13 protein-coding genes and 3 rRNA genes are annotated in these 21,890 nt (G+C 67.1%); 13 read left to right on the forward strand and 3 right to left on the reverse strand.

Translation table 11 applies throughout. The annotated features are described in order from the left end of the window. The first annotated feature begins 81 nt into the window (after window positions 1-81). Window positions 82-648 (forward strand): NUDIX domain-containing protein, encoded by a 567-nt coding sequence (locus N7925_RS31270; protein ID WP_274345834.1) that lies wholly within the window; start codon window positions 82-84, stop codon window positions 646-648. Window positions 649-855: 207 nt separating this feature from the next. Here N7925_RS31270 and N7925_RS31275 read toward each other — a convergent pair whose 3' ends face one another. Next, complete coding sequence (locus tag N7925_RS31275; RefSeq protein ID WP_274345835.1) at window positions 856-3,225, reverse strand: glycoside hydrolase family 31 protein; 2,370 nt, start codon at window positions 3,223-3,225, stop codon at window positions 856-858. A gap of 219 nt (window positions 3,226-3,444) precedes the next feature. Here N7925_RS31275 and N7925_RS31280 point away from each other — a divergent pair, with 219 nt between their 5' ends. Further along, complete coding sequence (locus tag N7925_RS31280; protein WP_265602822.1) at window positions 3,445-5,424, forward strand: acetoacetate--CoA ligase; 1,980 nt, start codon at window positions 3,445-3,447, stop codon at window positions 5,422-5,424. 75 nt (window positions 5,425-5,499) lie between these two features. Beyond that, window positions 5,500-6,438 carry a hypothetical protein gene (locus N7925_RS31285; RefSeq protein ID WP_274345836.1) on the forward strand — a complete coding sequence of 313 codons (939 nt, stop codon included), beginning with the start codon at window positions 5,500-5,502 and terminating at the stop codon, window positions 6,436-6,438. Between the two features lie 75 nt (window positions 6,439-6,513). Here N7925_RS31285 and ptsP read toward each other — a convergent pair whose 3' ends face one another. Further along, entirely contained in the window at window positions 6,514-8,184 is a 1,671-nt protein-coding gene (gene ptsP, locus N7925_RS31290; RefSeq protein ID WP_265602824.1) for a phosphoenolpyruvate--protein phosphotransferase, read from the reverse strand. Window positions 8,185-8,260: 76 nt separating this feature from the next. Continuing rightward, window positions 8,261-8,710 (reverse strand): PTS sugar transporter subunit IIA, encoded by a 450-nt coding sequence (locus N7925_RS31295; protein WP_018960637.1) that lies wholly within the window; start codon window positions 8,708-8,710, stop codon window positions 8,261-8,263. Window positions 8,711-9,421: 711 nt separating this feature from the next. On the opposite strand from N7925_RS31295, the gene N7925_RS31300 reads away from it, so the two are divergent. From N7925_RS31300 to ftsR, 10 genes are all read left to right on the forward strand, one after another. Next, a 16S ribosomal RNA gene (locus tag N7925_RS31300) occupies window positions 9,422-10,947 on the forward strand. A 303-nt stretch (window positions 10,948-11,250) separates the two neighbouring features. Next, a 23S ribosomal RNA gene (locus N7925_RS31305) occupies window positions 11,251-14,375 on the forward strand. Window positions 14,376-14,454: 79 nt separating this feature from the next. Further along, window positions 14,455-14,571: ribosomal RNA gene (gene rrf / locus N7925_RS31310) — 5S ribosomal RNA — on the forward strand. Together the 16S, 23S and 5S rRNA genes form the textbook arrangement of a ribosomal RNA operon. Window positions 14,572-14,732: 161 nt before the next feature. Beyond that, window positions 14,733-15,341 carry a CDP-alcohol phosphatidyltransferase family protein gene (locus tag N7925_RS31315; protein ID WP_265602825.1) on the forward strand — a complete coding sequence of 203 codons (609 nt, stop codon included), beginning with the start codon at window positions 14,733-14,735 and terminating at the stop codon, window positions 15,339-15,341. A 112-nt stretch (window positions 15,342-15,453) separates the two neighbouring features. Then, complete coding sequence (locus tag N7925_RS31320; protein ID WP_265602826.1) at window positions 15,454-17,949, forward strand: mannose-1-phosphate guanyltransferase; 2,496 nt, start codon at window positions 15,454-15,456, stop codon at window positions 17,947-17,949. 97 nt (window positions 17,950-18,046) lie between these two features. Continuing rightward, entirely contained in the window at window positions 18,047-18,961 is a 915-nt protein-coding gene (locus tag N7925_RS31325) for a DUF881 domain-containing protein (RefSeq protein ID WP_265602827.1), read from the forward strand. After that, window positions 18,958-19,290 carry a small basic family protein gene (locus tag N7925_RS31330; RefSeq protein WP_003970459.1) on the forward strand — a complete coding sequence of 111 codons (333 nt, stop codon included), beginning with the start codon at window positions 18,958-18,960 and terminating at the stop codon, window positions 19,288-19,290. The genes N7925_RS31325 and N7925_RS31330 overlap by 4 nt, the downstream gene beginning before the upstream one ends. A gap of 5 nt (window positions 19,291-19,295) precedes the next feature. After that, the gene (locus N7925_RS31335; RefSeq protein WP_274345838.1) at window positions 19,296-20,105 is read left to right on the forward strand and encodes a DUF881 domain-containing protein; all 810 of its coding nucleotides are present in this window, start codon (window positions 19,296-19,298) and stop codon (window positions 20,103-20,105) included. A 190-nt stretch (window positions 20,106-20,295) separates the two neighbouring features. Further along, complete coding sequence (locus N7925_RS31340) at window positions 20,296-21,075, forward strand: FHA domain-containing protein (RefSeq protein ID WP_265602829.1); 780 nt, start codon at window positions 20,296-20,298, stop codon at window positions 21,073-21,075. A 42-nt stretch (window positions 21,076-21,117) separates the two neighbouring features. Further along, window positions 21,118-21,861 carry a transcriptional regulator FtsR gene (gene ftsR / locus N7925_RS31345; protein ID WP_265602830.1) on the forward strand — a complete coding sequence of 248 codons (744 nt, stop codon included), beginning with the start codon at window positions 21,118-21,120 and terminating at the stop codon, window positions 21,859-21,861. The last annotated feature ends 29 nt before the right edge of the window (window positions 21,862-21,890 follow it).

Below are 21,890 nucleotides of genomic sequence, written 5' to 3' on the forward strand. Positions count from 1 at the left end.
AGGGACGGCCGGAGAGCCGAAAGGGCCGGAGAGAGCCGGAAGGGCCGAAATGCCGGAAGGACGGTTCGATACAGTCCGCCCGTGTCCGAACCCGACAGCAGCCCCTCCCCGACCGCCGTCCCGCAGCCGCCCCGGTATGTACGGGATTCCCACTGCGGTACCTGCGGAGCCCCGTACACCGCGCTACCGTCCGCGGGTGCCTGGCCCCGCACCTGCGCGCACTGCCGAACCACCGCCTACCGCAACCCGCTCCCTGTCGCGGTCGCCCTGCTACCCGTCACCGGCCCGCGCTCCACCGGACTCGTCGTCATCACCCGCACCATCGAGCCCCAGAAGGGCGGAACGGCCCTGCCCGGCGGGTTCATCGACCATGCCGAGGACTGGCGTGCGGCGGTCGTCCGGGAGTTGCGCGAGGAGACCGGCATCGAGGCCGCCGCAGAGGACGTCCGTCTCGCCGACACCCTCAGCGACACCGCCGGCCACCTCCTGGTCTTCGGCCTTCTCCCGGCACGCCCCCTCGCGAGCCTCCCGCCCTCGGTCCCCACCGACGAGACATCCGGCTACGACGTCCTGTACGGCCCGCGCCCCCTGGCCTTCCCGTTGCACACGGAGGCGGCCGACGCCTGGTTCGCAGGCCGCCACGGCTGAGGCCGTCACAGTCGGGGCGGCCACGGCTGAGGCCACTGGACCCCACGCGCCGGCCCCGCACGCGCCGGGACCCGCTCCCTGATCCGACCCGGTCCGACCTGATCCGACCCGGTCCGACCTGATCCGACCCGGTCCCACCTGGTCCGACCCGGTCCCACCTGGTCCGACCTGATGCGACCTGGTCCGACCTGGTCCGAACGAGAGGCCCTAAGGGCTGTCCCGCCCCCGCACCCCCCGCACCCGTACCGGAAAGTCGACCCCGCCCTCCGCGCCGTCCCGCTCCACCACCACACGGTCGCCTTCCCACCGCGTCACATACCGCTCGACCTCCGCCTCCGCCCACCCGTCGCCCGGGTCCCGCACCACCAGCCCGCCGCCGGTACGCCCCGGCGCGGGCGCCCACACCTCCAGCTCCGGGCCGCCGTCCGCACCCCGTACCGGAATCACCGCGCCCGCCCTCGCCAGCACCGGCACCCGCGACAGGGGAGCGTCGAACAGGACCTGGCCCGGGCCCTCGTACGCCCGCCCGGTCGCCGTGTCGTACCACCGCCCCCGGGGCAGCCGCACCGCCCGCCGCCGCGTCCCCGGCTCCAGCACCGGAGCCACCAACAGCGCGTCGCCCAACAGGAACGCGTCCTCGCACTCCCGCAACGCCCGGTCACCCGGCGCGCCCCACCACATCGGCCGCACATAGGGCGCGCCGGTCATCCGCGCCACATGCGACAGCGTCACGAAGTACGGGCGCAGCCGCTCCCGCTCCACCAGCGCCGCCCGCGCGTGCTCCAGTACCTCAGGACCGAACTCCCACGGCTCCCGCCGCCCCGCGTCGATCGCCGCATGGGTCCGGAACAACGGCAGATACGCCCCCAGCTGGAACCACCGCAGATACAGCTCCGGCGACGGGAACCCGTCGAACCCGCCCACATCCGGACCCGAATACGGCACCCCGCACAGCCCCAGCCCCACCACCAGCGACAACGAAGCCCGCAGCCCCGGCCACCCCGTCGACACATCACCGGACCAGGTGCCCCCGTACCTCTGCATCCCCGCCCAGCCCGACCGCGAGAACAAGAACGGCCGCTCCTCCGGACGGAACCGGAGCAGCCCCTCATAACCCGCCCTCGCCATCGCCAGGGCGTACACGTTGTGCGCCTCCCGGTGATCACCACCCGCGCCCTCCAGCACATGCCGGGCCGAACGCGGCAGCGACGGATCCCCGAACGCCGCGAACGACACCGGCTCGTTCATGTCGTGCCAGACCCCCGAGAAGCCCTGCGCAAGCCGTTCCTCGTACAGAGATCCCCACCAATTCCGCACAAGCGGATCAGTGAAGTCCGGATAGACCGAGGCCCCCGGCCACACCTCCCCGACCACCACCCGCCCCCGCGCGTCCCGGACGTACGCCCCCCGCTCCCCGACCGCCGCCCCCGCGTCGAACACCGCGTCGCCGGGCTCCGCCTTCACCGCCGGATCCACGATCGACACCAGCCGCACCCCGTCCTCGCGCAGCTCCTCCGCCAGCGCCGGCAACGCGGGGAACCGCGCACGGTCCACCGTGAACACCCGATGCGCGTCGTAGTGGTCGATGTCCAGATGCAGCACCGACAGCGGCAGCCCCCGCTCCCGGTACCCGTCGACCACCCGCCGCACCTCCACCTCGCTGCCGAACCCCCACCGGGCATGCTGCGGCCCCAGCGCCCAGGACGGCGGCAGCGCCGGCGCGCCCGTCAGCGCCGTCCAGCCCTGGAGCACCCGGGCCGGCGTCCCCGCCACCACCCAGCAGCGCAGCGGCCCGCCCTCCATCCGCACCTCGCAGGCGCCCGGCCGGTCATGCCCCGAACCGGCGCCCTCCTCGCCCTCCCGCAGCACCACCCGTCCCGCCCAGCTGTTGTCGTGAAACACCAGATGCGTCCCCGCGTCCGACACCACTACCTGCACCGGCATCGTCAGATACAGCGGATCGTCCCCCGGACCGAAACGCCCGCCCGGATCGGTGTTCCACAGCCCGTACACCCCGTCCCGCAACCGGGGCCCGCCCGCCCGGCCCCCCAGCCCGAAGAACCGCGCGTCCGCCGGCACCTCGGAGCGCTGCACCCACCGCACCGGCCCCCCGCCCGCCGGCTCCCACCAGCGCGGGGGCAGCTCCCGCCGCAACAGCAACCCGCCCGGCGTCCGCAGCTCCACCGCCCCGGTCCGCGACACCACCACCGTCAGCCGCTCCGACACCACCTGCCAGCCGCCGTCCTTGTCCGGCTCCAGCACCGCCCGCGGATCCGGCGCGGGCGCCTCACCCGCCACCGCGTACGACGGCAGCGGCTCCGCCCCGTCCCACGCCCAGAACACCGCACCGCCCACCGACACACGGATACGCAGCTCCGAACGGGCGAACCGCACCACACCCCCACCCGGGCCCGGCTCCGCACCCGTCAGCGCACCGGGCACCCGGGCCCGCTCCACCCCCCGCGGCGGCAGCGCCGCCGCGTCCGCGGACCGCCGCCGCCACGCCGAACGCACCGTGCGCAGCCCCCGCACCGAACCGACCAACCTCACCCGACGCACCAGGTCACGACCGTCCATGGCGCACACCCTGCCACCCGCCCGACCCGCAGAACCTCCCGTTCAACTCCCGTTCACCCATGCCGGCCGGAGAAGGGCGGAACTCCTGACGGAGGGGCCACCCTGGTGCCGAAGACGATCACATGGCATCGTCCGTGTCAGCCGCTCACGCGCACATCCCGGCCCGTGCGGCGCCGACACGCCCACCCCGCGTACCCGTACAGCCAGGGAGCAGCCCTCATGACCGCAGCCACGCCCGACGCCCCGCTCTGGCAGCCCGGCCCCGACCGCATCGAGGCCGCGGCCGTCACCCGCTTCCAGAACTGGGCCGCGACCCGGTACGGCGCCCCGGCCGAGGGCGGATACGCGGCCCTGCACCGCTGGTCCGTCGACGAACTCGACAGCTTCTGGCAGGCCGTCGCCGAGTGGTTCGACATCCGCTTCTCCACGCCGTACGAGAGCGTCCTCGGCGACCGCGCGATGCCCGGCGCCACCTGGTTCCCCGGCGCCACCCTCAACTACGCCGAACACGCCCTGCGCACCGCGGAGGACCCGGCCCGCGCCGACACCCCCGCCCTGCTGTACGTCGACGAGACCCACACCCAGTCCCCTGTCAGCTGGGCCGAACTCCGCCGTCAGGTCGGCGCGCTGGCCGCCGAACTCCGCGCGCTGGGCGTCACCCCCGGCGACCGCGTCAGCGGCTACCTTCCCAACATCCCGCAGGCCGTCGTCGCCTTCCTCGCCACCGCGGCCGTCGGCGGCATCTGGACCTCCTGCGCCCCCGACTTCGGCGCCCGCAGCGTCCTCGACCGGTTCCAGCAGATCGAACCCGTCGTCCTGTTCACCGTCGACGGCTACCGCTACGGCGGCAAGGAACACGACCGCACCGAGACCGTCGCCGAACTCCGCCGCGAACTGCCCACCCTGCGCGCCGTCGTCCACATCCCGCTGCTCGGCACCGACGCCCCCGAAGGCGCGCTCGCCTGGGCCGCCCTCACCTCCGCCGACACCGAGCCGGTCTTCGAACAGGTCCCCTTCGAGCACCCGCTCTGGGTCCTCTACTCCTCCGGCACCACCGGCCTGCCCAAGGCCATCGTCCAGTCCCAGGGCGGCATCCTGCTCGAACACTTCAAGCAGATCGGCCTGCACTGCGACCTCGGACCCGAGGACCGCTTCTTCTGGTACACCTCCACCGGCTGGATGATGTGGAACTTCCTCGTCTCCGGCCTCCTCACCGGCACCACCGTCGTCCTGTACGACGGCAGCCCCGGCTATCCGGACGTCCAAGCCCAGTGGCGGGTCGCCGAACAGACCGGCGCGACGCTCTACGGCACCTCCGCCGCGTACGTCATGGCCTGCCGCAAGGCCGACGTCCACCCCGGCCGCGACTTCGACCTCTCCCGCGTCCAGTGCGTCGCCACCACCGGATCACCGCTCCCGCCCGACGGCTTCCGCTGGCTCCACGACGAGGTGGCCGAAGACCTCTGGATCGCCTCCGTCAGCGGCGGCACCGACGTCTGCAGCTGCTTCGCCGGAGCCGTCCCCACCCTCCCCGTCCACATCGGCGAACTCCAGGCCCCCTGCCTCGGCACCGACCTCCAGTCCTGGGACCCGGCCGGCGAACCCCTCATCGGCGAGGTCGGCGAACTCGTCGTCACCAACCCCCTCCCGTCCATGCCGATCCGCTTCTGGAACGACCCCGACGGCAGCCGCTACCACGACAGCTACTTCGACATGTACCCCGGCGTCTGGCGCCACGGGGACTGGATCACCCTCACCGACCACGGCTCGGTGATCATCCACGGCCGCTCCGACTCCACTCTGAACCGCCAGGGCGTCCGCATGGGCTCCGCCGACATCTACGAGGCCGTCGAACGGCTCCCCGAGATCCGCGAATCCCTCGTCATCGGCCTCGAAGAACCCGACGGCGGCTACTGGATGCCGCTCTTCGTCCACCTCGCCGACGGCGCGACCCTCGACGACGAGCTGCGGGACGCGATCAAGCGGACCATCCGCGAGAACCTCTCCCCACGCCACGTACCGGACGAGGTCATCGAGGTCCCCGCCATCCCGCACACCCTCACCGGCAAGCGCATCGAGGTTCCGGTCAAGCGCCTCCTCCAGGGAACCGAGCTGGCCAAGGCGGTCAACCCGGGCTCCGTCGACAACCTCGACCTCCTCCACTTCTACGCCGAACTGGCCGCGAACCGAAACCGCTAGGCCGCTGGTCAGCCCGCTTGTCAGTCCCCCTGATTACTCTGAGTGAGCAAGCATTCACCGCGCACAGGGGGACACATGGCGCAGACCGGCCACACCGAGAACAGCACCACCGAGAACACCACCACCCACCACACGAAGCACAGCGCCACCATGCGACGCACCTTGCGCCGCGAAGCACCCAGCACGATCGGCCTCCTCACCGACGCACAGGACTTCGCGGCCATGCGGCGCTACCGCACCTTCACCTTCGACGACCACACCGTCTATCTCCAGCAGGTCGAAGGCCTGCTCAAAGCGCTCGCCGCCCAAGGCGTGCACACCACCGTCGCCCTCTTCGACCCGGAGGACTACGCGGAGTTCTGCGCCGAATCAGGCCTCGACGCCGACACCGGAGCCAGCCGCAGCCGCTTCACCGCCGAGATCGCCGCCGCCGGAGCCACGGTCGCCTACACCGGCCAACGCCTGAGCGACCTCATCCCCGTCCTCGTCTCCCGAGCGGTCCGCCAGGCCACCTGGGAGTACGCCACCCTCCTCCTCGCCGACCTCGGCACCTGCGCCGACTGCGGCCAGGACATCGGACGCGCGGCCTTCGACCGCGCCTCGCACCTCCTCACGCGCCTGCTGGAAGCGGCCGGACCGGGCACCCACCACCTGGTGTGCAGCACCCCGACGGAGAACGACCAACTCCTGGCCGTGCTCCACACCCATCGCGACACCACGGGACCGGCCCGCCTCGACAGCTCGGAGGGCGCGGAGTTCGCCACCGTCCTCGCGGTGGCCATCGCCCTGGAATCGCGCGGGGGAGTCGTCCTGCGCACCAGCGCCCCCGACAGCCCGGACCGCGTCCACGGCTGGCGCCTGGCCCACGGAGCCCTCGCCCCGCTCACCGCGGGCGAGGTCTTCAACGCCTACTGCACCGACGCGGACACCGGAGAGCCCGTCTCCCCGGAATCCGGCGTGGAGTACTGCGCGGGATTCGACATCGGTGCAGACCCGACGGAGCCCCACCACTGACACGCCCCAGCCACACAGCAGGAGGGGCTTCCCGCCACCCGGCGGAAAGCCCCTCCTCGACCTGCGAAATCCCGGCTACTCGCCGGACAGCACAGCCTGAGCGGCGCTGCGCGCCTCCTCGGCCGAGTCCGCCGCCCGAGCGGCGTTCGCCGCACGCTCGCACTGCGCCAGCGTGTACTTGGCCAGCGTGGCCCGCACATAAGGAAGGGACGCCGCGCCCATCGACAGGGAGGTGACACCCAGACCCGTCAGCACACACGCCAGCAGCGGATCCGCCGCCGCCTCACCACACACGCCACAGCTCTTGCCCTCGGCACGAGCCGCGTCGGCGGACATCGCCACGAGATCCAGCAGCGCCGGCTGCCACGGGTCCTGGAGCCGCGACACCGCGCCCACCTGGCGGTCGGCCGCGAAGGTGTACTGCGCCAGGTCGTTGGTGCCCAGCGACAGGAACTCCACCTCCTGGAGGATCGACCGCGCCCGCAGAGCGGCGGACGGAATCTCCACCATCGCGCCGAACTTCGCCCGCAGCCCGGCCTCGCGGCACGCGTCCGCGAACGCCTTGGCGTCGATACGGTCGGCCACCATGGGGGCCATGACCTCCAGGTACACCGGCAGCCCCTCGGCGGCCTTCGCCAGCGCGGTCAGCTGGGTACGCAGCACCTCGGGGTGGTCGAGCAGGCTCCGCAGCCCACGGACGCCGAGCGCCGGGTTCGGCTCGTCGGCCGGCGTCAGGAAGTCCAGCGGCTTGTCGGCGCCGGCGTCCAGCACGCGCACGACGACCCGCCCCTCGGGGAACGCCTCCAGCACCGCGCGGTAGGCCGCGATCTGCTTCTCCTCGGAAGGAGCCTGCTTGCTGTCGTCCAGGAACAGGAACTCGGTGCGGAACAGCCCGACACCCTCCGCCCCCGCCTCGACCGCCGCGGGCACATCGCCCGGACCGCCGACATTGGCGAGCAGCGGCACCTTGTGCCCGTCCGACGTGGCGCCGGGACCGGTCGAGGCGGACAGCGCCGCCCTACGAGCGGCGGCGGCGCTCTCCAGCTCGGCGCGCTTCTCGTCGCTCGGGTCGACGAAGATCTCGCCCGTGCTGCCGTCCACCGCGACGACCGTGCCCTCGGCCAGCTCACCGGCGCCGGGCAGCGCCACCACGGCGGGAACGCCGAGCGCCCGCGCCAGGATCGCACTGTGACTGGTCGGCCCGCCCTCCTCGGTGACGAAGCCGAGCACCAGCGTCGGGTCGAGGAGCGCGGTGTCGGCCGGCGCGAGGTCGCGCGCGATCAGCACATACGGCTCGTCGCTGTCCGGCACCCCGGGCATCGGCACACCGAGCAGCCGCGCCACGATCCGGTTCCGCACGTCGTCGAGGTCCGCGACCCGCCCCGCCAGGTACTCCCCGGCATTGGCGAGCAGCGCCCGGTACGCGGCGAACGCGTCGTACACCGCACGCTCGGCGGTGCTGCCCACGGCGATGCGACGATCGACGTCGGACATCAACTCGGGGTCCTGAGCCATCATGGCCTGCGCCTCGAGCACGTGCTGTGCCTCACCGCCGGCCAGGTTGCCCCGCGCGATCAGATCGGCGGCGACCGCTTCCACCGCCTGCCTGGCGCGCCCCTGTTCGCGACCGGCCTCCTCGGCGGGAATCGATTTGGCGGGCGGCTCCAGCACCGCCGTACCCATGTGCCGAACCTCGCCGATGGCCACACCGTGGCTCACGCCGACGCCTCGCAGCGTTGTCTCCATTTCACCCGTCTCCGGTTGTGCGGCGACCGAGTCACCGCGGTGGTTGTGCAACTGGCTTGTCACTGCGCCCGAGGCGTCACTGCCAGCCGAACAGCGGGTCGCCGACCTTCACGTCCCCGTCCTCACGGACATCGGAGAGCGACTCGGCGGTGGCCTCCAGGGCCACGATCGGGCAGATGGGTGACTTGCCGGCGGCCTCGACGGCGACCGGGTCCCAGCGCACGATGCTCTGGCCCCGGGTCACCGTGTCCCCCTTGTTCACGAGGAGCTCGAAGCCCTCGCCGTTGAGCTGGACGGTGTCGATGCCGAGGTGCGTCAGGACCCCGTGCCCATCCGCGTCGACGACGACGAACGCGTGAGGGTGCAGGGAGACGACGATGCCGTCGACCGGGGACACCGCCTCGGAGGGCTCACGTACGGGGTCGATGGCGGTGCCGGGACCGACCATCGCGCCCGAGAAGACCGGGTCGGGAACCGCGGCGAGTCCGATGGCGCGTCCAGCAAGAGGGGACGTCACGTTGGTCATGGGGAGCCTCCCAGGGGGGTGGAGATTCAGGTGTCGCCGCCGCGACTGATGGGGGACGGCGTACTGCTCAGCAGAGTAAGTCATATGAAGTCCCGGTTCCGCCCGAGACCTACCGCTTGGCGGACCTAGGGGCACACCAGAAACGATTTGCCTCGATCCCCGGCGGCCTGTACTGTCGTACTCCTGCCTGACCCCAACGCGACTTTGAGTCGGGGGTCGGCGGCGACCTTCAAGCCCAGATTCTAACCTTGAACCTTCCTTCGGCATGCCCGCAGGACGTGGTCAGAGGGACAGAAAAGGCCTGATAGAGTCGGACTCGCCGAAAGGGAAAACGCGAAAGCGAATTACCTGGAAGCGAAAAGAGAGACCCGCTTCGACCGGGAATCGGACACGAAAGAGTCTGATAGAGTCGGAAACGCAAGACAGCAAGACAAAGAAGTAAACGAAGGGAAGCGCCCGGAGGGCCCCGGTGAAACGGGACCGAAGGAAGCGTCCGTTCCTTGAGAACTCAACAGCGTGCCAAAAGTCAACGCCAGATATGTTGATACCCCGGCCTGCTTCGGCAGGTTGGTGGTTCCTTTGAAAGTCCTGTCGTTCCGCTCCTCGTGGGTGGCGGCAGGCAATTACACAGCGAGGACGCTGAGAACAACGGGTCTTATTCCGACCGGTTGTTCCGCTCTCGTGATGTGTGCACCCGATTACGGGTAAACATTCACGGAGAGTTTGATCCTGGCTCAGGACGAACGCTGGCGGCGTGCTTAACACATGCAAGTCGAACGATGAAGCCTTTCGGGGTGGATTAGTGGCGAACGGGTGAGTAACACGTGGGCAATCTGCCCTTCACTCTGGGACAAGCCCTGGAAACGGGGTCTAATACCGGATAACACTCTGTCCCGCATGGGACGGGGTTAAAAGCTCCGGCGGTGAAGGATGAGCCCGCGGCCTATCAGCTTGTTGGTGGGGTAATGGCCTACCAAGGCGACGACGGGTAGCCGGCCTGAGAGGGCGACCGGCCACACTGGGACTGAGACACGGCCCAGACTCCTACGGGAGGCAGCAGTGGGGAATATTGCACAATGGGCGAAAGCCTGATGCAGCGACGCCGCGTGAGGGATGACGGCCTTCGGGTTGTAAACCTCTTTCAGCAGGGAAGAAGCGAAAGTGACGGTACCTGCAGAAGAAGCGCCGGCTAACTACGTGCCAGCAGCCGCGGTAATACGTAGGGCGCAAGCGTTGTCCGGAATTATTGGGCGTAAAGAGCTCGTAGGCGGCTTGTCACGTCGGATGTGAAAGCCCGGGGCTTAACCCCGGGTCTGCATTCGATACGGGCTAGCTAGAGTGTGGTAGGGGAGATCGGAATTCCTGGTGTAGCGGTGAAATGCGCAGATATCAGGAGGAACACCGGTGGCGAAGGCGGATCTCTGGGCCATTACTGACGCTGAGGAGCGAAAGCGTGGGGAGCGAACAGGATTAGATACCCTGGTAGTCCACGCCGTAAACGTTGGGAACTAGGTGTTGGCGACATTCCACGTCGTCGGTGCCGCAGCTAACGCATTAAGTTCCCCGCCTGGGGAGTACGGCCGCAAGGCTAAAACTCAAAGGAATTGACGGGGGCCCGCACAAGCAGCGGAGCATGTGGCTTAATTCGACGCAACGCGAAGAACCTTACCAAGGCTTGACATATACCGGAAAGCATCAGAGATGGTGCCCCCCTTGTGGTCGGTATACAGGTGGTGCATGGCTGTCGTCAGCTCGTGTCGTGAGATGTTGGGTTAAGTCCCGCAACGAGCGCAACCCTTGTTCTGTGTTGCCAGCATGCCCTTCGGGGTGATGGGGACTCACAGGAGACTGCCGGGGTCAACTCGGAGGAAGGTGGGGACGACGTCAAGTCATCATGCCCCTTATGTCTTGGGCTGCACACGTGCTACAATGGCCGGTACAATGAGCTGCGATGCCGCGAGGCGGAGCGAATCTCAAAAAGCCGGTCTCAGTTCGGATTGGGGTCTGCAACTCGACCCCATGAAGTCGGAGTTGCTAGTAATCGCAGATCAGCATTGCTGCGGTGAATACGTTCCCGGGCCTTGTACACACCGCCCGTCACGTCACGAAAGTCGGTAACACCCGAAGCCGGTGGCCCAACCCCTTGTGGGAGGGAGCTGTCGAAGGTGGGACTGGCGATTGGGACGAAGTCGTAACAAGGTAGCCGTACCGGAAGGTGCGGCTGGATCACCTCCTTTCTAAGGAGCACTTCTTACCAAGTTCGCTTGGTCAGAGGCCAGTACACCGGCGAATGTTCGGTGCTGGTTGCTCATGGGTGGAACGTTGACTATTCGGCACGATGAGCACGGTTTCGTTAGTACTGCTTCGGCGTGGAAAACGGGAACGGGTTGATTGTGTCGGGCACGTTGTTGGGTATCTGAGGGTACGGGCTCGTTTGAGTCTGTCCTTCGGTTGCCGGCCCCAGTGAACTCGCCTGTATGGGTGGGGTGATGGGTGGCTGGTCGTTGTTTGAGAACTGCACAGTGGACGCGAGCATCTGTGGCCAAGTTTTTAAGGGCGCACGGTGGATGCCTTGGCACCAGGAACCGATGAAGGACGTGGGAGGCCACGATAGTCCCCGGGGAGCTGTCAACCAAGCTTTGATCCGGGGGTTTCCGAATGGGGAAACCCGGCAGTCGTCATGGGCTGTCACCCGCTGCTGAACACATAGGCAGTGTGGAGGGAACGAGGGGAAGTGAAACATCTCAGTACCCTCAGGAAGAGAAAACAACCGTGATTCCGGGAGTAGTGGCGAGCGAAACTGGATGAGGCCAAACCGTATGCGTGTGATACCCGGCAGGGGTTGCGCATGCGGGGTTGTGGGATCTCTTTTTCACGGTCTGCCGGCTGTGAGACGAGTCAGAAACCGTTGATGTAGGCGAAGGACATGCGAAAGGTCCGGCGTAGAGGGTAAGACCCCCGTAGCTGAAACATCAACGGCTCGTTTAAGAGACACCCAAGTAGCACGGGGCCCGAGAAATCCCGTGTGAATCTGGCGGGACCACCCGCTAAGCCTAAATATTCCCTGGTGACCGATAGCGGATAGTACCGTGAGGGAATGGTGAAAAGTACCGCGGGAGCGGAGTGAAATAGTACCTGAAACCGTGTGCCTACAAGCCGTGGGAGCGTCGCTGTATGTGCTTGCACATGCAGTCGTGACTGCGTGCCTTTTGAAGAATGAGCCTGCGAGTTAGCGGTGTGTAGCGAGGTTAACCCGTGTGGGGAAGCCGTAGCGAAAGCGAGTCCGAATAGGGCGATTGAGTTGCACGCTCTAGACCCGAAGCGGAGTGATCTAGCCATGGGCAGGTTGAAGCGGAGGTAAGACTTCGTGGAGGACCGAACCCACCAGGGTTGAAAACCTGGGGGATGACCTGTGGTTAGGGGTGAAAGGCCAATCAAACTCCGTGATAGCTGGTTCTCCCCGAAATGCATTTAGGTGCAGCGTCGTGTGTTTCTTGCCGGAGGTAGAGCACTGGATAGGCGATGGGCCCTACCGGGTTACTGACCTTAGCCAAACTCCGAATGCCGGTAAGTGAGAGCACGGCAGTGAGACTGTGGGGGATAAGCTCCATGGTCGAGAGGGAAACAGCCCAGAGCATCGACTAAGGCCCCTAAGCGTACGCTAAGTGGGAAAGGATGTGGAGTCGCAGAGACAACCAGGAGGTTGGCTTAGAAGCAGCCACCCTTGAAAGAGTGCGTAATAGCTCACTGGTCAAGTGATTCCGCGCCGACAATGTAGCGGGGCTCAAGCGTACCGCCGAAGTCGTGTCATTCATACACATAGGGCCAACGCCCGTATGGATGGGTAGGGGAGCGTCGTGTGCCGGGTGAAGCAGCCGCGGAAGCGAGTTGTGGACGGTTCACGAGTGAGAATGCAGGCATGAGTAGCGATACACACGTGAGAAACGTGTGCGCCGATTGACTAAGGGTTCCTGGGTCAAGCTGATCTGCCCAGGGTAAGTCGGGACCTAAGGCGAGGCCGACAGGCGTAGTCGATGGACAACCGGTTGATATTCCGGTACCCGCTTTGAAACGCCCAGTACTGAATCAGGCGATGCTAAGTCCGTGAAGCCGGCCCGATCTCTTCGGAGTTGAGGGTAGTGGTGGAGCCGATGAACCAGACTTGTAGTAGGTAAGCGATGGGGTGACGCAGGAAGGTAGTCCAGCCCGGGCGGTGGTTGTCCCGGGGTAAGGGTGTAGCCCGTGTGGTAGGTAAATCCGTCACACATCAAGGGTGAGACCTGATGCCGAGCCGATTGTGGTGAAGTGGATGATCCTATGCTGTCGAGAAAAGCCTCTAGCGAGTTTCATGGCGGCCCGTACCCTAAACCGACTCAGGTGGTCAGGTAGAGAATACCGAGGCGTTCGGGTGAACTATGGTTAAGGAACTCGGCAAAATGCCCCCGTAACTTCGGGAGAAGGGGGGCCATCACTGGTGATAGCACTTGCTGCTTGAGCTGGGGGTGGCCGCAGAGACCAGCGAGAAGCGACTGTTTACTAAAAACACAGGTCCGTGCGAAGCCGTAAGGCGATGTATACGGACTGACGCCTGCCCGGTGCTGGAACGTTAAGGGGACCGGTTAGCTGCCTTTCGGGGTGGCGAAGCTGAGAACTTAAGCGCCAGTAAACGGCGGTGGTAACTATAACCATCCTAAGGTAGCGAAATTCCTTGTCGGGTAAGTTCCGACCTGCACGAATGGCGTAACGACTTCTCGACTGTCTCAACCATAGGCCCGGTGAAATTGCACTACGAGTAAAGATGCTCGTTTCGCGCAGCAGGACGGAAAGACCCCGGGACCTTTACTATAGTTTGATATTGGTGTTCGGTTCGGCTTGTGTAGGATAGGTGGGAGACTTTGAAGCGGCCACGCCAGTGGTTGTGGAGTCGTCGTTGAAATACCACTCTGGTCGTGCTGGATGTCTAACCTGGGTCCGTGATCCGGATCAGGGACAGTGTCTGATGGGTAGTTTAACTGGGGCGGTTGCCTCCTAAAGAGTAACGGAGGCGCCCAAAGGTTCCCTCAGCCTGGTTGGCAATCAGGTGTTGAGTGTAAGTGCACAAGGGAGCTTGACTGTGAGACCGACGGGTCGAGCAGGGACGAAAGTCGGGACTAGTGATCCGGCAGTGGCTTGTGGAAGCGCTGTCGCTCAACGGATAAAAGGTACCCCGGGGATAACAGGCTGATCTTCCCCAAGAGTCCATATCGACGGGATGGTTTGGCACCTCGATGTCGGCTCGTCGCATCCTGGGGCTGGAGTCGGTCCCAAGGGTTGGGCTGTTCGCCCATTAAAGCGGTACGCGAGCTGGGTTTAGAACGTCGTGAGACAGTTCGGTCCCTATCCGCTGCGCGCGCAGGAATATTGAGAAGGGCTGTCCCTAGTACGAGAGGACCGGGACGGACGAACCTCTGGTGTGCCAGTTGTCCTGCCAAGGGCATGGCTGGTTGGCTACGTTCGGAAAGGATAACCGCTGAAAGCATCTAAGCGGGAAGCCTGCTTCGAGATGAGTATTCCCACCCTCTTGAAGGGTTAAGGCTCCCAGTAGACGACTGGGTTGATAGGCCAGATGTGGAAGCCCGGCAACGGGTGGAGCTGACTGGTACTAATAGGCCGAGGGCTTGTCCTCAGTTGCTCGCGTCCACTGTGTTAGTTCTGAAATAACGAACGGCCGTGTTTTCATCCGGTGTTGGTTAATTTCATAGTGTTTCGGTGGTCATTGCGTTAGGGAAACGCCCGGTTACATTCCGAACCCGGAAGCTAAGCCTTTCAGCGCCGATGGTACTGCAGGGGGGACCCTGTGGGAGAGTAGGACGCCGCCGAACAATTTTTCCGGGAAAGCCCCGCACCTTCTGGTGCGGGGCTTTTCTGCGTTCCAGGACCTCGGGTGTGCCCTGTGCGACCTCCACCCCGGTGCACCGGACGGGGGAAGCTGAGGGTAGGGTCAGGGAGCATCATTGGCACATTCCTCACAGGAGGCCCCCGGGTGGAGGTCCAGGAGACTCGGGTCCAGACGGACCGGGTCCTCACCATCCCCAACATCCTCAGCATGGCTCGCCTTGTCGGGGTACCGCTCTTCCTGTGGCTGATTCTTCGCCCCGTGTTCGGAGGGCCCAACAGCGACAACTGGGCGCTGCTGGTGCTGATGTTCAGCGGTATCAGCGACTACCTCGACGGGAAGCTGGCCCGCAAGTGGAACCAGATCAGCAGCCTCGGCCGGCTCCTTGACCCGGCGGCTGACCGCCTCTACATCCTTTCCACCCTTGTGGGCCTCACCTGGCGTGAGATCCTGCCCCTCTGGGTCACCGCGGCTCTTCTCGCCCGGGAACTGATGCTCCTGGTGATGGTGGCCATCCTGCGACGCCACGGGTATCCGCCTCCGCAGGTCAACTTCCTCGGAAAAGCTGCAACCTTCAACCTGATGTACGCGTTCCCCTTGTTGCTGCTCAGCGACGGGAGTGGTTGGCTGGCCACAGTGGCAGCTGTCTTCGGATGGGCGTTCGCAGGATGGGGTACAACGCTCTACTGGTGGGCAGGAATCCTCTATGTGGTTCAGGTCCGCCGGATCGTGAAGGCGGACGCAGTAGCCGAATGAGCTCGTTGATGCGGTGTCGCGCAGTGTGGCCGGCCCGCGGCAGATGGTGTGAATGATGCCCCGACGGGCGAACTCGGCTGACCGTCGTCTCTTCTAGGAGGACGTTTCCGACATGAAGGCCGTCGTGATGGCTGGCGGCGAAGGCACACGCCTTCGCCCCATGACCTCAAGCATGCCCAAGCCGCTCCTGCCCGTGGCCAACAGGCCGATCATGGAGCACGTTCTGCGGCTGCTCAAGCGGCATGGGCTCAGCGAAACCGTAGTGACCGTCCAGTTCCTCGCCTCCCTCGTCAAAAATTACTTCGGGGACGGCGAAGAGCTCGGGATGGAGCTCACCTATGCCAACGAGGAGAAGCCACTCGGCACCGCGGGCAGCGTGAAGAACGCAGAAGAGGCGTTGAAGGACGACACGTTCCTCGTCATTTCCGGTGACGCACTCACCGACTTCGACCTCACCGACCTCATCGCGTTCCACAAGGAGAAGGGCGGGCTCGTCACGGTCTGCCTGACCAGGGTTCCCAATCCCCTGGAATTCGGGATCACCATCGTGGACGAGAACGGTCAGGTCGAACGGTTCCTGGAGAAGCCGACCTGGGGACAGGTCTTCTCGGACACCGTGAACACGGGCATCTACGTCATGGAGCCCGAGGTGTTCGACTACGTCCAGGCCGACACCTCGGTCGACTGGTCCGGTGACGTCTTCCCTCAGCTGATGAAGGAGGGCAAGCCCATCTACGGCTATATCGCCGAGGGCTACTGGGAAGACGTAGGCACCCACGAAAGCTATGTGAAGGCCCAGGCGGACGTCCTGGAGCGCAAGGTCGACGTGGAGCTCGACGGCTTCGAGATCTCCCCCGGCGTGTGGGTCGCCGAAGGGGCTGAGGTCCACCCCGACGCCGTGCTGCGCGGACCGCTGTACATCGGCGACTACGCCAAGGTCGAGGCGGACGTCGAGATCCGCGAGCACACGGTCGTGGGGTCGAACGTCGTCGTCAAGACGGGCGCCTTCCTCCACAGGGCCGTGGTGCACGACAACGTCTACATCGGACAGCACAGCAACCTCCGGGGCTGCGTCGTCGGCAAGAACACCGACATCATGCGCGCGGCCCGGATCGAGGACGGCGCCGTCATCGGGGACGAATGCCTGGTCGGCGAGGAGTCGATCATCCAGGGCAACGTCCGGGTGTATCCGTTCAAGACGATCGAGGCCGGCGCGTTCGTCAACACCTCGGTGATCTGGGAGTCCCGAGGACAGGCGCACCTCTTCGGGGCGCGCGGGGTCTCCGGAATCCTGAACGTCGAGATCACCCCCGAACTTGCCGTACGGCTGGCCGGCGCCTACGCCACGACCCTCAAGAAGGGCTCGACGGTCACGACCGCACGTGACCACTCCCGGGGCGCCCGTGCCCTCAAGCGGGCCGTCATCTCGGCCCTCCAGGCCAGCGCCATCGACGTCCGGGACCTCGAGAACGTCCCTCTGCCCGTGGCGCGCCAGCAGACCGCCCGGGGCAGTGCAGGCGGCATCATGATCCGTACGTCGCCCGGGGTGCCCGACTCGGTGGACATCATGTTCATCGACGAGCGGGGTGCGGACCTCTCGCAGGCGCAGCAGCGCAAGCTCGACCGGGTCTACGCACGCCAGGAGTACCGCAGGGCCTTCCCCGGCGAGATCGGGGACCTGCACTTCCCGTCCAGCGTCTTCGATTCGTACACCGGGTCCCTCCTGCGGAACGTCGACGTCACCGGCATCGCGGACTCCGGACTCAAGGTCGTCGTCGACGCCTCCAACGGCAGCGCCGGGCTCGTCCTGCCCAGCCTGCTCGGGCGGCTCGGCGTGGACGCGCTGACGATCAACCCCGGACTCGACGAGGCACGGCCCACCGAGTCCGTCGAGACCCGACGGGCCGGTCTCGTCCGGCTCGGGGAGATCGTGTCCTCCGCACGGGCGGCCTTCGGGGTGCGGTTCGACCCGGTGGGTGAGCGGCTCTCCCTCGTCGACGAACTGGGCCGGATCATCGAGGACGACAGGGCCCTGCTGGTCCTCCTGGACCTCGTCGCCGCCGAGCGGCGCAGCGGTCGTGTCGCCCTGCCCGTGACGACCACGCGCGTCGCCGAGCAGGTGGCGGCCTACCACGGCACCCAGGTGGAGTGGACGACCACCTCGCCCGACGATCTGACCCGGGTGGGCCGTGAAGAGGACACCATCTTCGGAGGAGACGGGCGCGGCGGGTTCATCGTTCCCGAATTCAGCAGCGTATTCGACGGGAGTGCCGCGTTCGTCCGGCTCATCGGGCTCGTCGCGCGCACCCAGCTCACGCTGAGCCAGATCGACGCCCGGATTCCCCGGGCTCATGTCCTGCGCCGCGACCTGGCGACCCCGTGGGCCGTCAAGGGGCTCGTCATGCGCCGGGTCGTCGAAGCGGCCGGTGACCGCAGCGTGGACACCACGGACGGGGTCCGTGTGGTCGAGGCGGACGGACGGTGGATCATGGTCCTGCCCGACCGGGCGGAGGCCGTCACCCACCTGTGGGCGGAAGGCCCCGACGACGCCTCGGCCCAGGCACTGCTCGACGAGTGGGCCGCGGTGGTGGACAGCGCCGGGGACTGACGCGCGTTCGGTGCGCCGCGACGCCCCGGGCAGGGGGTCGCGGCGCACCGGTGGGGCCATTCGGCGGCAGCCACGATGACGTGCGACGATGTGCGGCATGTCGCAGCAGTCCCCCGATCGGAGCACCGTCCCGCCGCCCGCACGCCCCGACGCCTCCATGTCGCTGCTGAACAACGTGATGGACCACAGCCTCGACGACGGGTACGCGGAGGCCTCCGCACGGCGCAGGGCCGACGGGAGCGCGGGGCTGCCCCGTACGCTCAAGTCGAAGCTCGGCCTGGCCGCCGGCCTGGTGGTGGCCGCTCTGGTGGTCACCCTCGGCGCCGCCGAGGCGCGGATCTCCGCACCGGTCGTCGCCAAGGAGCGCGAGGAGCTGATCGACCGCATCGACGCGGAGACAGAGGCGGCGGACACGTTGGAGTCCGATGTCGACGCGCTCCGCCGCGATGTGAGCGAACGTCAGCGCAAGGCGCTCGAGCGGCACGGCGGGGACCAGGGGCAGCTGGTGGCGCTGTTGGCCGGAGCGACGCCGGTCGAGGGCCCCGGCGTGAAACTGGTCGTCGACGACGCGAAGGACACCGATCAGGGCGGCGGCGGGCCGCGTGAGTCGACGGGCTTCGCAGACACCGGGCGGGTGCGCGACCGGGACATGCAGCGGGTCGTCAACGGCCTGTGGGAATCCGGGGCCGAGGCGATCGCCATCAACGGGCAGAGGCTGACGGCACTGTCGGCCATCCGGGCCGCCGGCGACGCCATACTGGTCGACAACAGACCGCTCGTACCGCCGTACACGGTGCTCGCGGTGGGGGACGGCGAGAAGCTCGCGACCGCCTTCCAGGACAGCGCCGACGGCCAGTACCTTCAGGCGCTCAAGGAGAGCTTCGACATCCGCACCAGCATCTCCGCTCAGGCGAAGGTGGGGCTTCCGGCCGCGCCGAGCCTGATCGTCCGTACAGCAGAGCCGAAGGCCGCCGGCAGTGGTGCGGCAGACACAGGGAAGGGCACATCGTGATCGCCGTACTGGGCCTCGTCGTGGGAGTCGTGGTCGGACTGTTGGTCCGGCCCGAGGTACCGGCGGTGGTCGAGCCCTATCTGCCGATCGCGGTGGTCGCCGCGCTCGACGCCGTCTTCGGCGGTCTGCGGGCCATGCTCGACGGCATCTTCGTCGACAAGGTCTTCGTGGTCTCCTTCCTCTCGAACGTCGTGGTGGCCGCGCTGATCGTCTTCCTCGGCGACAAACTGGGTGTCGGCGCTCAACTCTCCACCGGTGTGGTGGTCGTGCTGGGCATTCGGATCTTCTCCAACGCCGCCGCGATCCGCCGGCACGTCTTCCGGGCTTGAGGCCGATGAACAACGACGAGAATCCCCGCAGCGAACAGCCCGAGGGCGGCGCGTCCGCCGTCCCCGACGCTCCCGCGCCGCCGCCCGCCACGGAGGTGTCCGGTCGGCAGAGGCTCAAGGCGGGCCTGTGGCCGCCGCGGCTGAGCCGGGCCCAACTGATCGTCGCCGTGCTGCTGTTCGGGCTCGGGCTGGGGCTCGCCATCCAGGTGCGGTCCACCAGCGACGACAGTGCGCTGCGCGGAGCCCGGCAGGAGGACCTGGTCCGTATCCTCGACGAGGTCGACGACCGGACCCAGCGTCTGGAGGACGAGAAGCAGCGCCTGGACGATCAGCGCACCGAGCTGGAGACCAGCTCCGACCAGGCCGAGGAGGCCCGGAAGCAGACGCTGGAGAAGGAACGTCAGCTCGGTATCCTCGCGGGCACCGTGGCGGCGCAGGGTCCCGGCATCACGCTGACGATCACCGACCCCTCGGGGGCGGTCGCGCCCGACATGCTGCTCGACGCCATTCAGGAACTGCGGGCGGCGGGGGCCGAGGCGATCGAGGTCAACGGGGTGCGGGTGGTGGCCAACACCTACTTCTCCGGCGATGCCGGGAACGTCCAGGTGGACGGGGAGAAGATCGAGGCGCCGTACGAGTTCACGGTGATCGGCAAACCGCAGGATCTGGAGCCGGCCCTCAACATTCCCGGCGGTGTGGTCCAGACGCTGGAGAAGGAGCAGGCCACCGTGCTCGTGGCGCGGTCCGACGACATCGTCGTCGGTGCCTTGCGACCGGCGCAGCGGCCTGACTACGCTCGGTCGTCATCCCCGTGAGCCGGGCGGGCGTGGGGGCCGGTGGAGCGGGTCGGGCGGTTGCGGGGGGTCGGCGCACCGGATTGGTGGTGCGTGGTGGAAACTGTCGGGTGGATACGGACGTTGTGAAGATGTCCGGGTCGGCAGGTGTGTTCAATCAGGGTTCGTCCTGCCCCACGGGCGGGTCTATGTCGGTCAAGGGGAATCGCCCGTGAAGTTGTTTGCGAAGTTGTTCGGGAAGAGTGCACGCGAGGACAGCAACAGTGCTGCCCGCCACCGCGCGCCGCGCCATGGTCAGGGCGAGGAGCAGGAGGCGGAGCGTCCGCTCTTCCGCGACGAGGTGTCCGGCGCCCCGGGGGGTGACGGCGTGTCGTCTGTTGACCCTGCCGGTGCCGGACGCATAGGTTTCGGCGCACCATCAGCCTCGAGTACGGGTGGAGGGTTCACCCCGGAGGGCTCGTCGATGCCGGTCTGCACGAGGTGCGGTCACCGCAACGCGGAGACCGGCAGGTTCTGTTCCAACTGCGGCGCGCCGCTGCGGGGCGGTGTTCCCGAGCGTCCCTCGGAGACGACGTCCACCATCTCCATCTCCGGCCTGGAGGCGTACGAGGCGGAGGCGACGGGGCAGACCGCTCTGCCCTCGCTCTCCCCGGAGGCTCAGGCCGCGGTCGACGCGCTGCCCGGAGGCTCGGCGCTGCTGGTCGTGCGGAGGGGCCCGAACTCCGGGAGCCGCTTCCTGCTCGACAGCGACCTGACCACGGCCGGCCGTCACCCGCAGAGCGACATCTTTCTCGATGACGTGACCGTGTCGCGGCGTCATGTGGAGTTCCGCAGGAGCCCGGACGGTAGCTTCACCGTGGGTGATGTCGGCAGCCTCAACGGCACCTACGTCAACCGTGAGCGCATCGATTCGGTCCAGCTGTCCAACGGCGACGAAGTCCAGATCGGAAAGTACCGCCTGGTCTTCTATGCGAGCCCGCGGGGCGTGTGACCAGCCCCCGGACTCCGTCCGGGGGGACCCCGAGGAAGGCCCATGCTGCGAACACCGACAGGCGGTGCCGGACACGGCACCGCCGCCGCGGAAGCGCGCCCGATGAGCATCGGTACGGTGCTCATCCAGCTGCGCGACGAGTTCCCCGAAGTCACCATCTCCAAGATCCGGTTCCTGGAGGCGGAGGGGCTCATCGAGCCGCAGCGCACTCCTTCCGGATACCGGAAGTTCGCCCCGCGTGACGTGGAACGCCTGGCTCAGGTGCTCCGCATGCAACGGGACCACTATCTGCCGCTGAAGGTCATCCGGGAGCACCTGGACGCCCTGGCCCGGGGGGAGCAGCCCGTGCTGCCCTCGCCCGGCGAGCGGCGGGACCTGGCCGACGGGGTGTGGGAGTCCGGCTCCGGGACGGCGACCGCCGCCCGGATCGGACGGGCCGAGCTGCTCGCGGCGGCCGAGGTCGACGAGGACCGGCTGGCCGAGTGGGAGTCCTACGGACTGATCGTCCCCGCCCCCGACGGCGGCTATGACGCCGAGATGGTGACGGTCGCCAAGCTGGTGGGGGACCTGGGGCGTTTCGGCCTGGAACCGCGTCATCTTCGGGCCATGCGGGCCTCCGCCGACCGAGAGGCGGGGCTGGTGGAGCAGCTGGTCGCGCCCTTGCGCCGGCACCGTAATCCGCAGACCAGAGCCCATGCCGAGGCAACCGCGAACGAGCTCGCCGAGCTGTCCGTACGGCTGCACGCGGCACTCGTACAGAGCGCTCTGCGCAGCCGTCTGCACTGACCTCGGCGGAGCCCGACTACCCAAACATG

This window comes from Streptomyces sp. CA-278952 (assembly GCF_028747205.1).
In the GTDB taxonomy this organism is placed as follows: Bacteria; Actinomycetota; Actinomycetes; order Streptomycetales; family Streptomycetaceae; genus Streptomyces.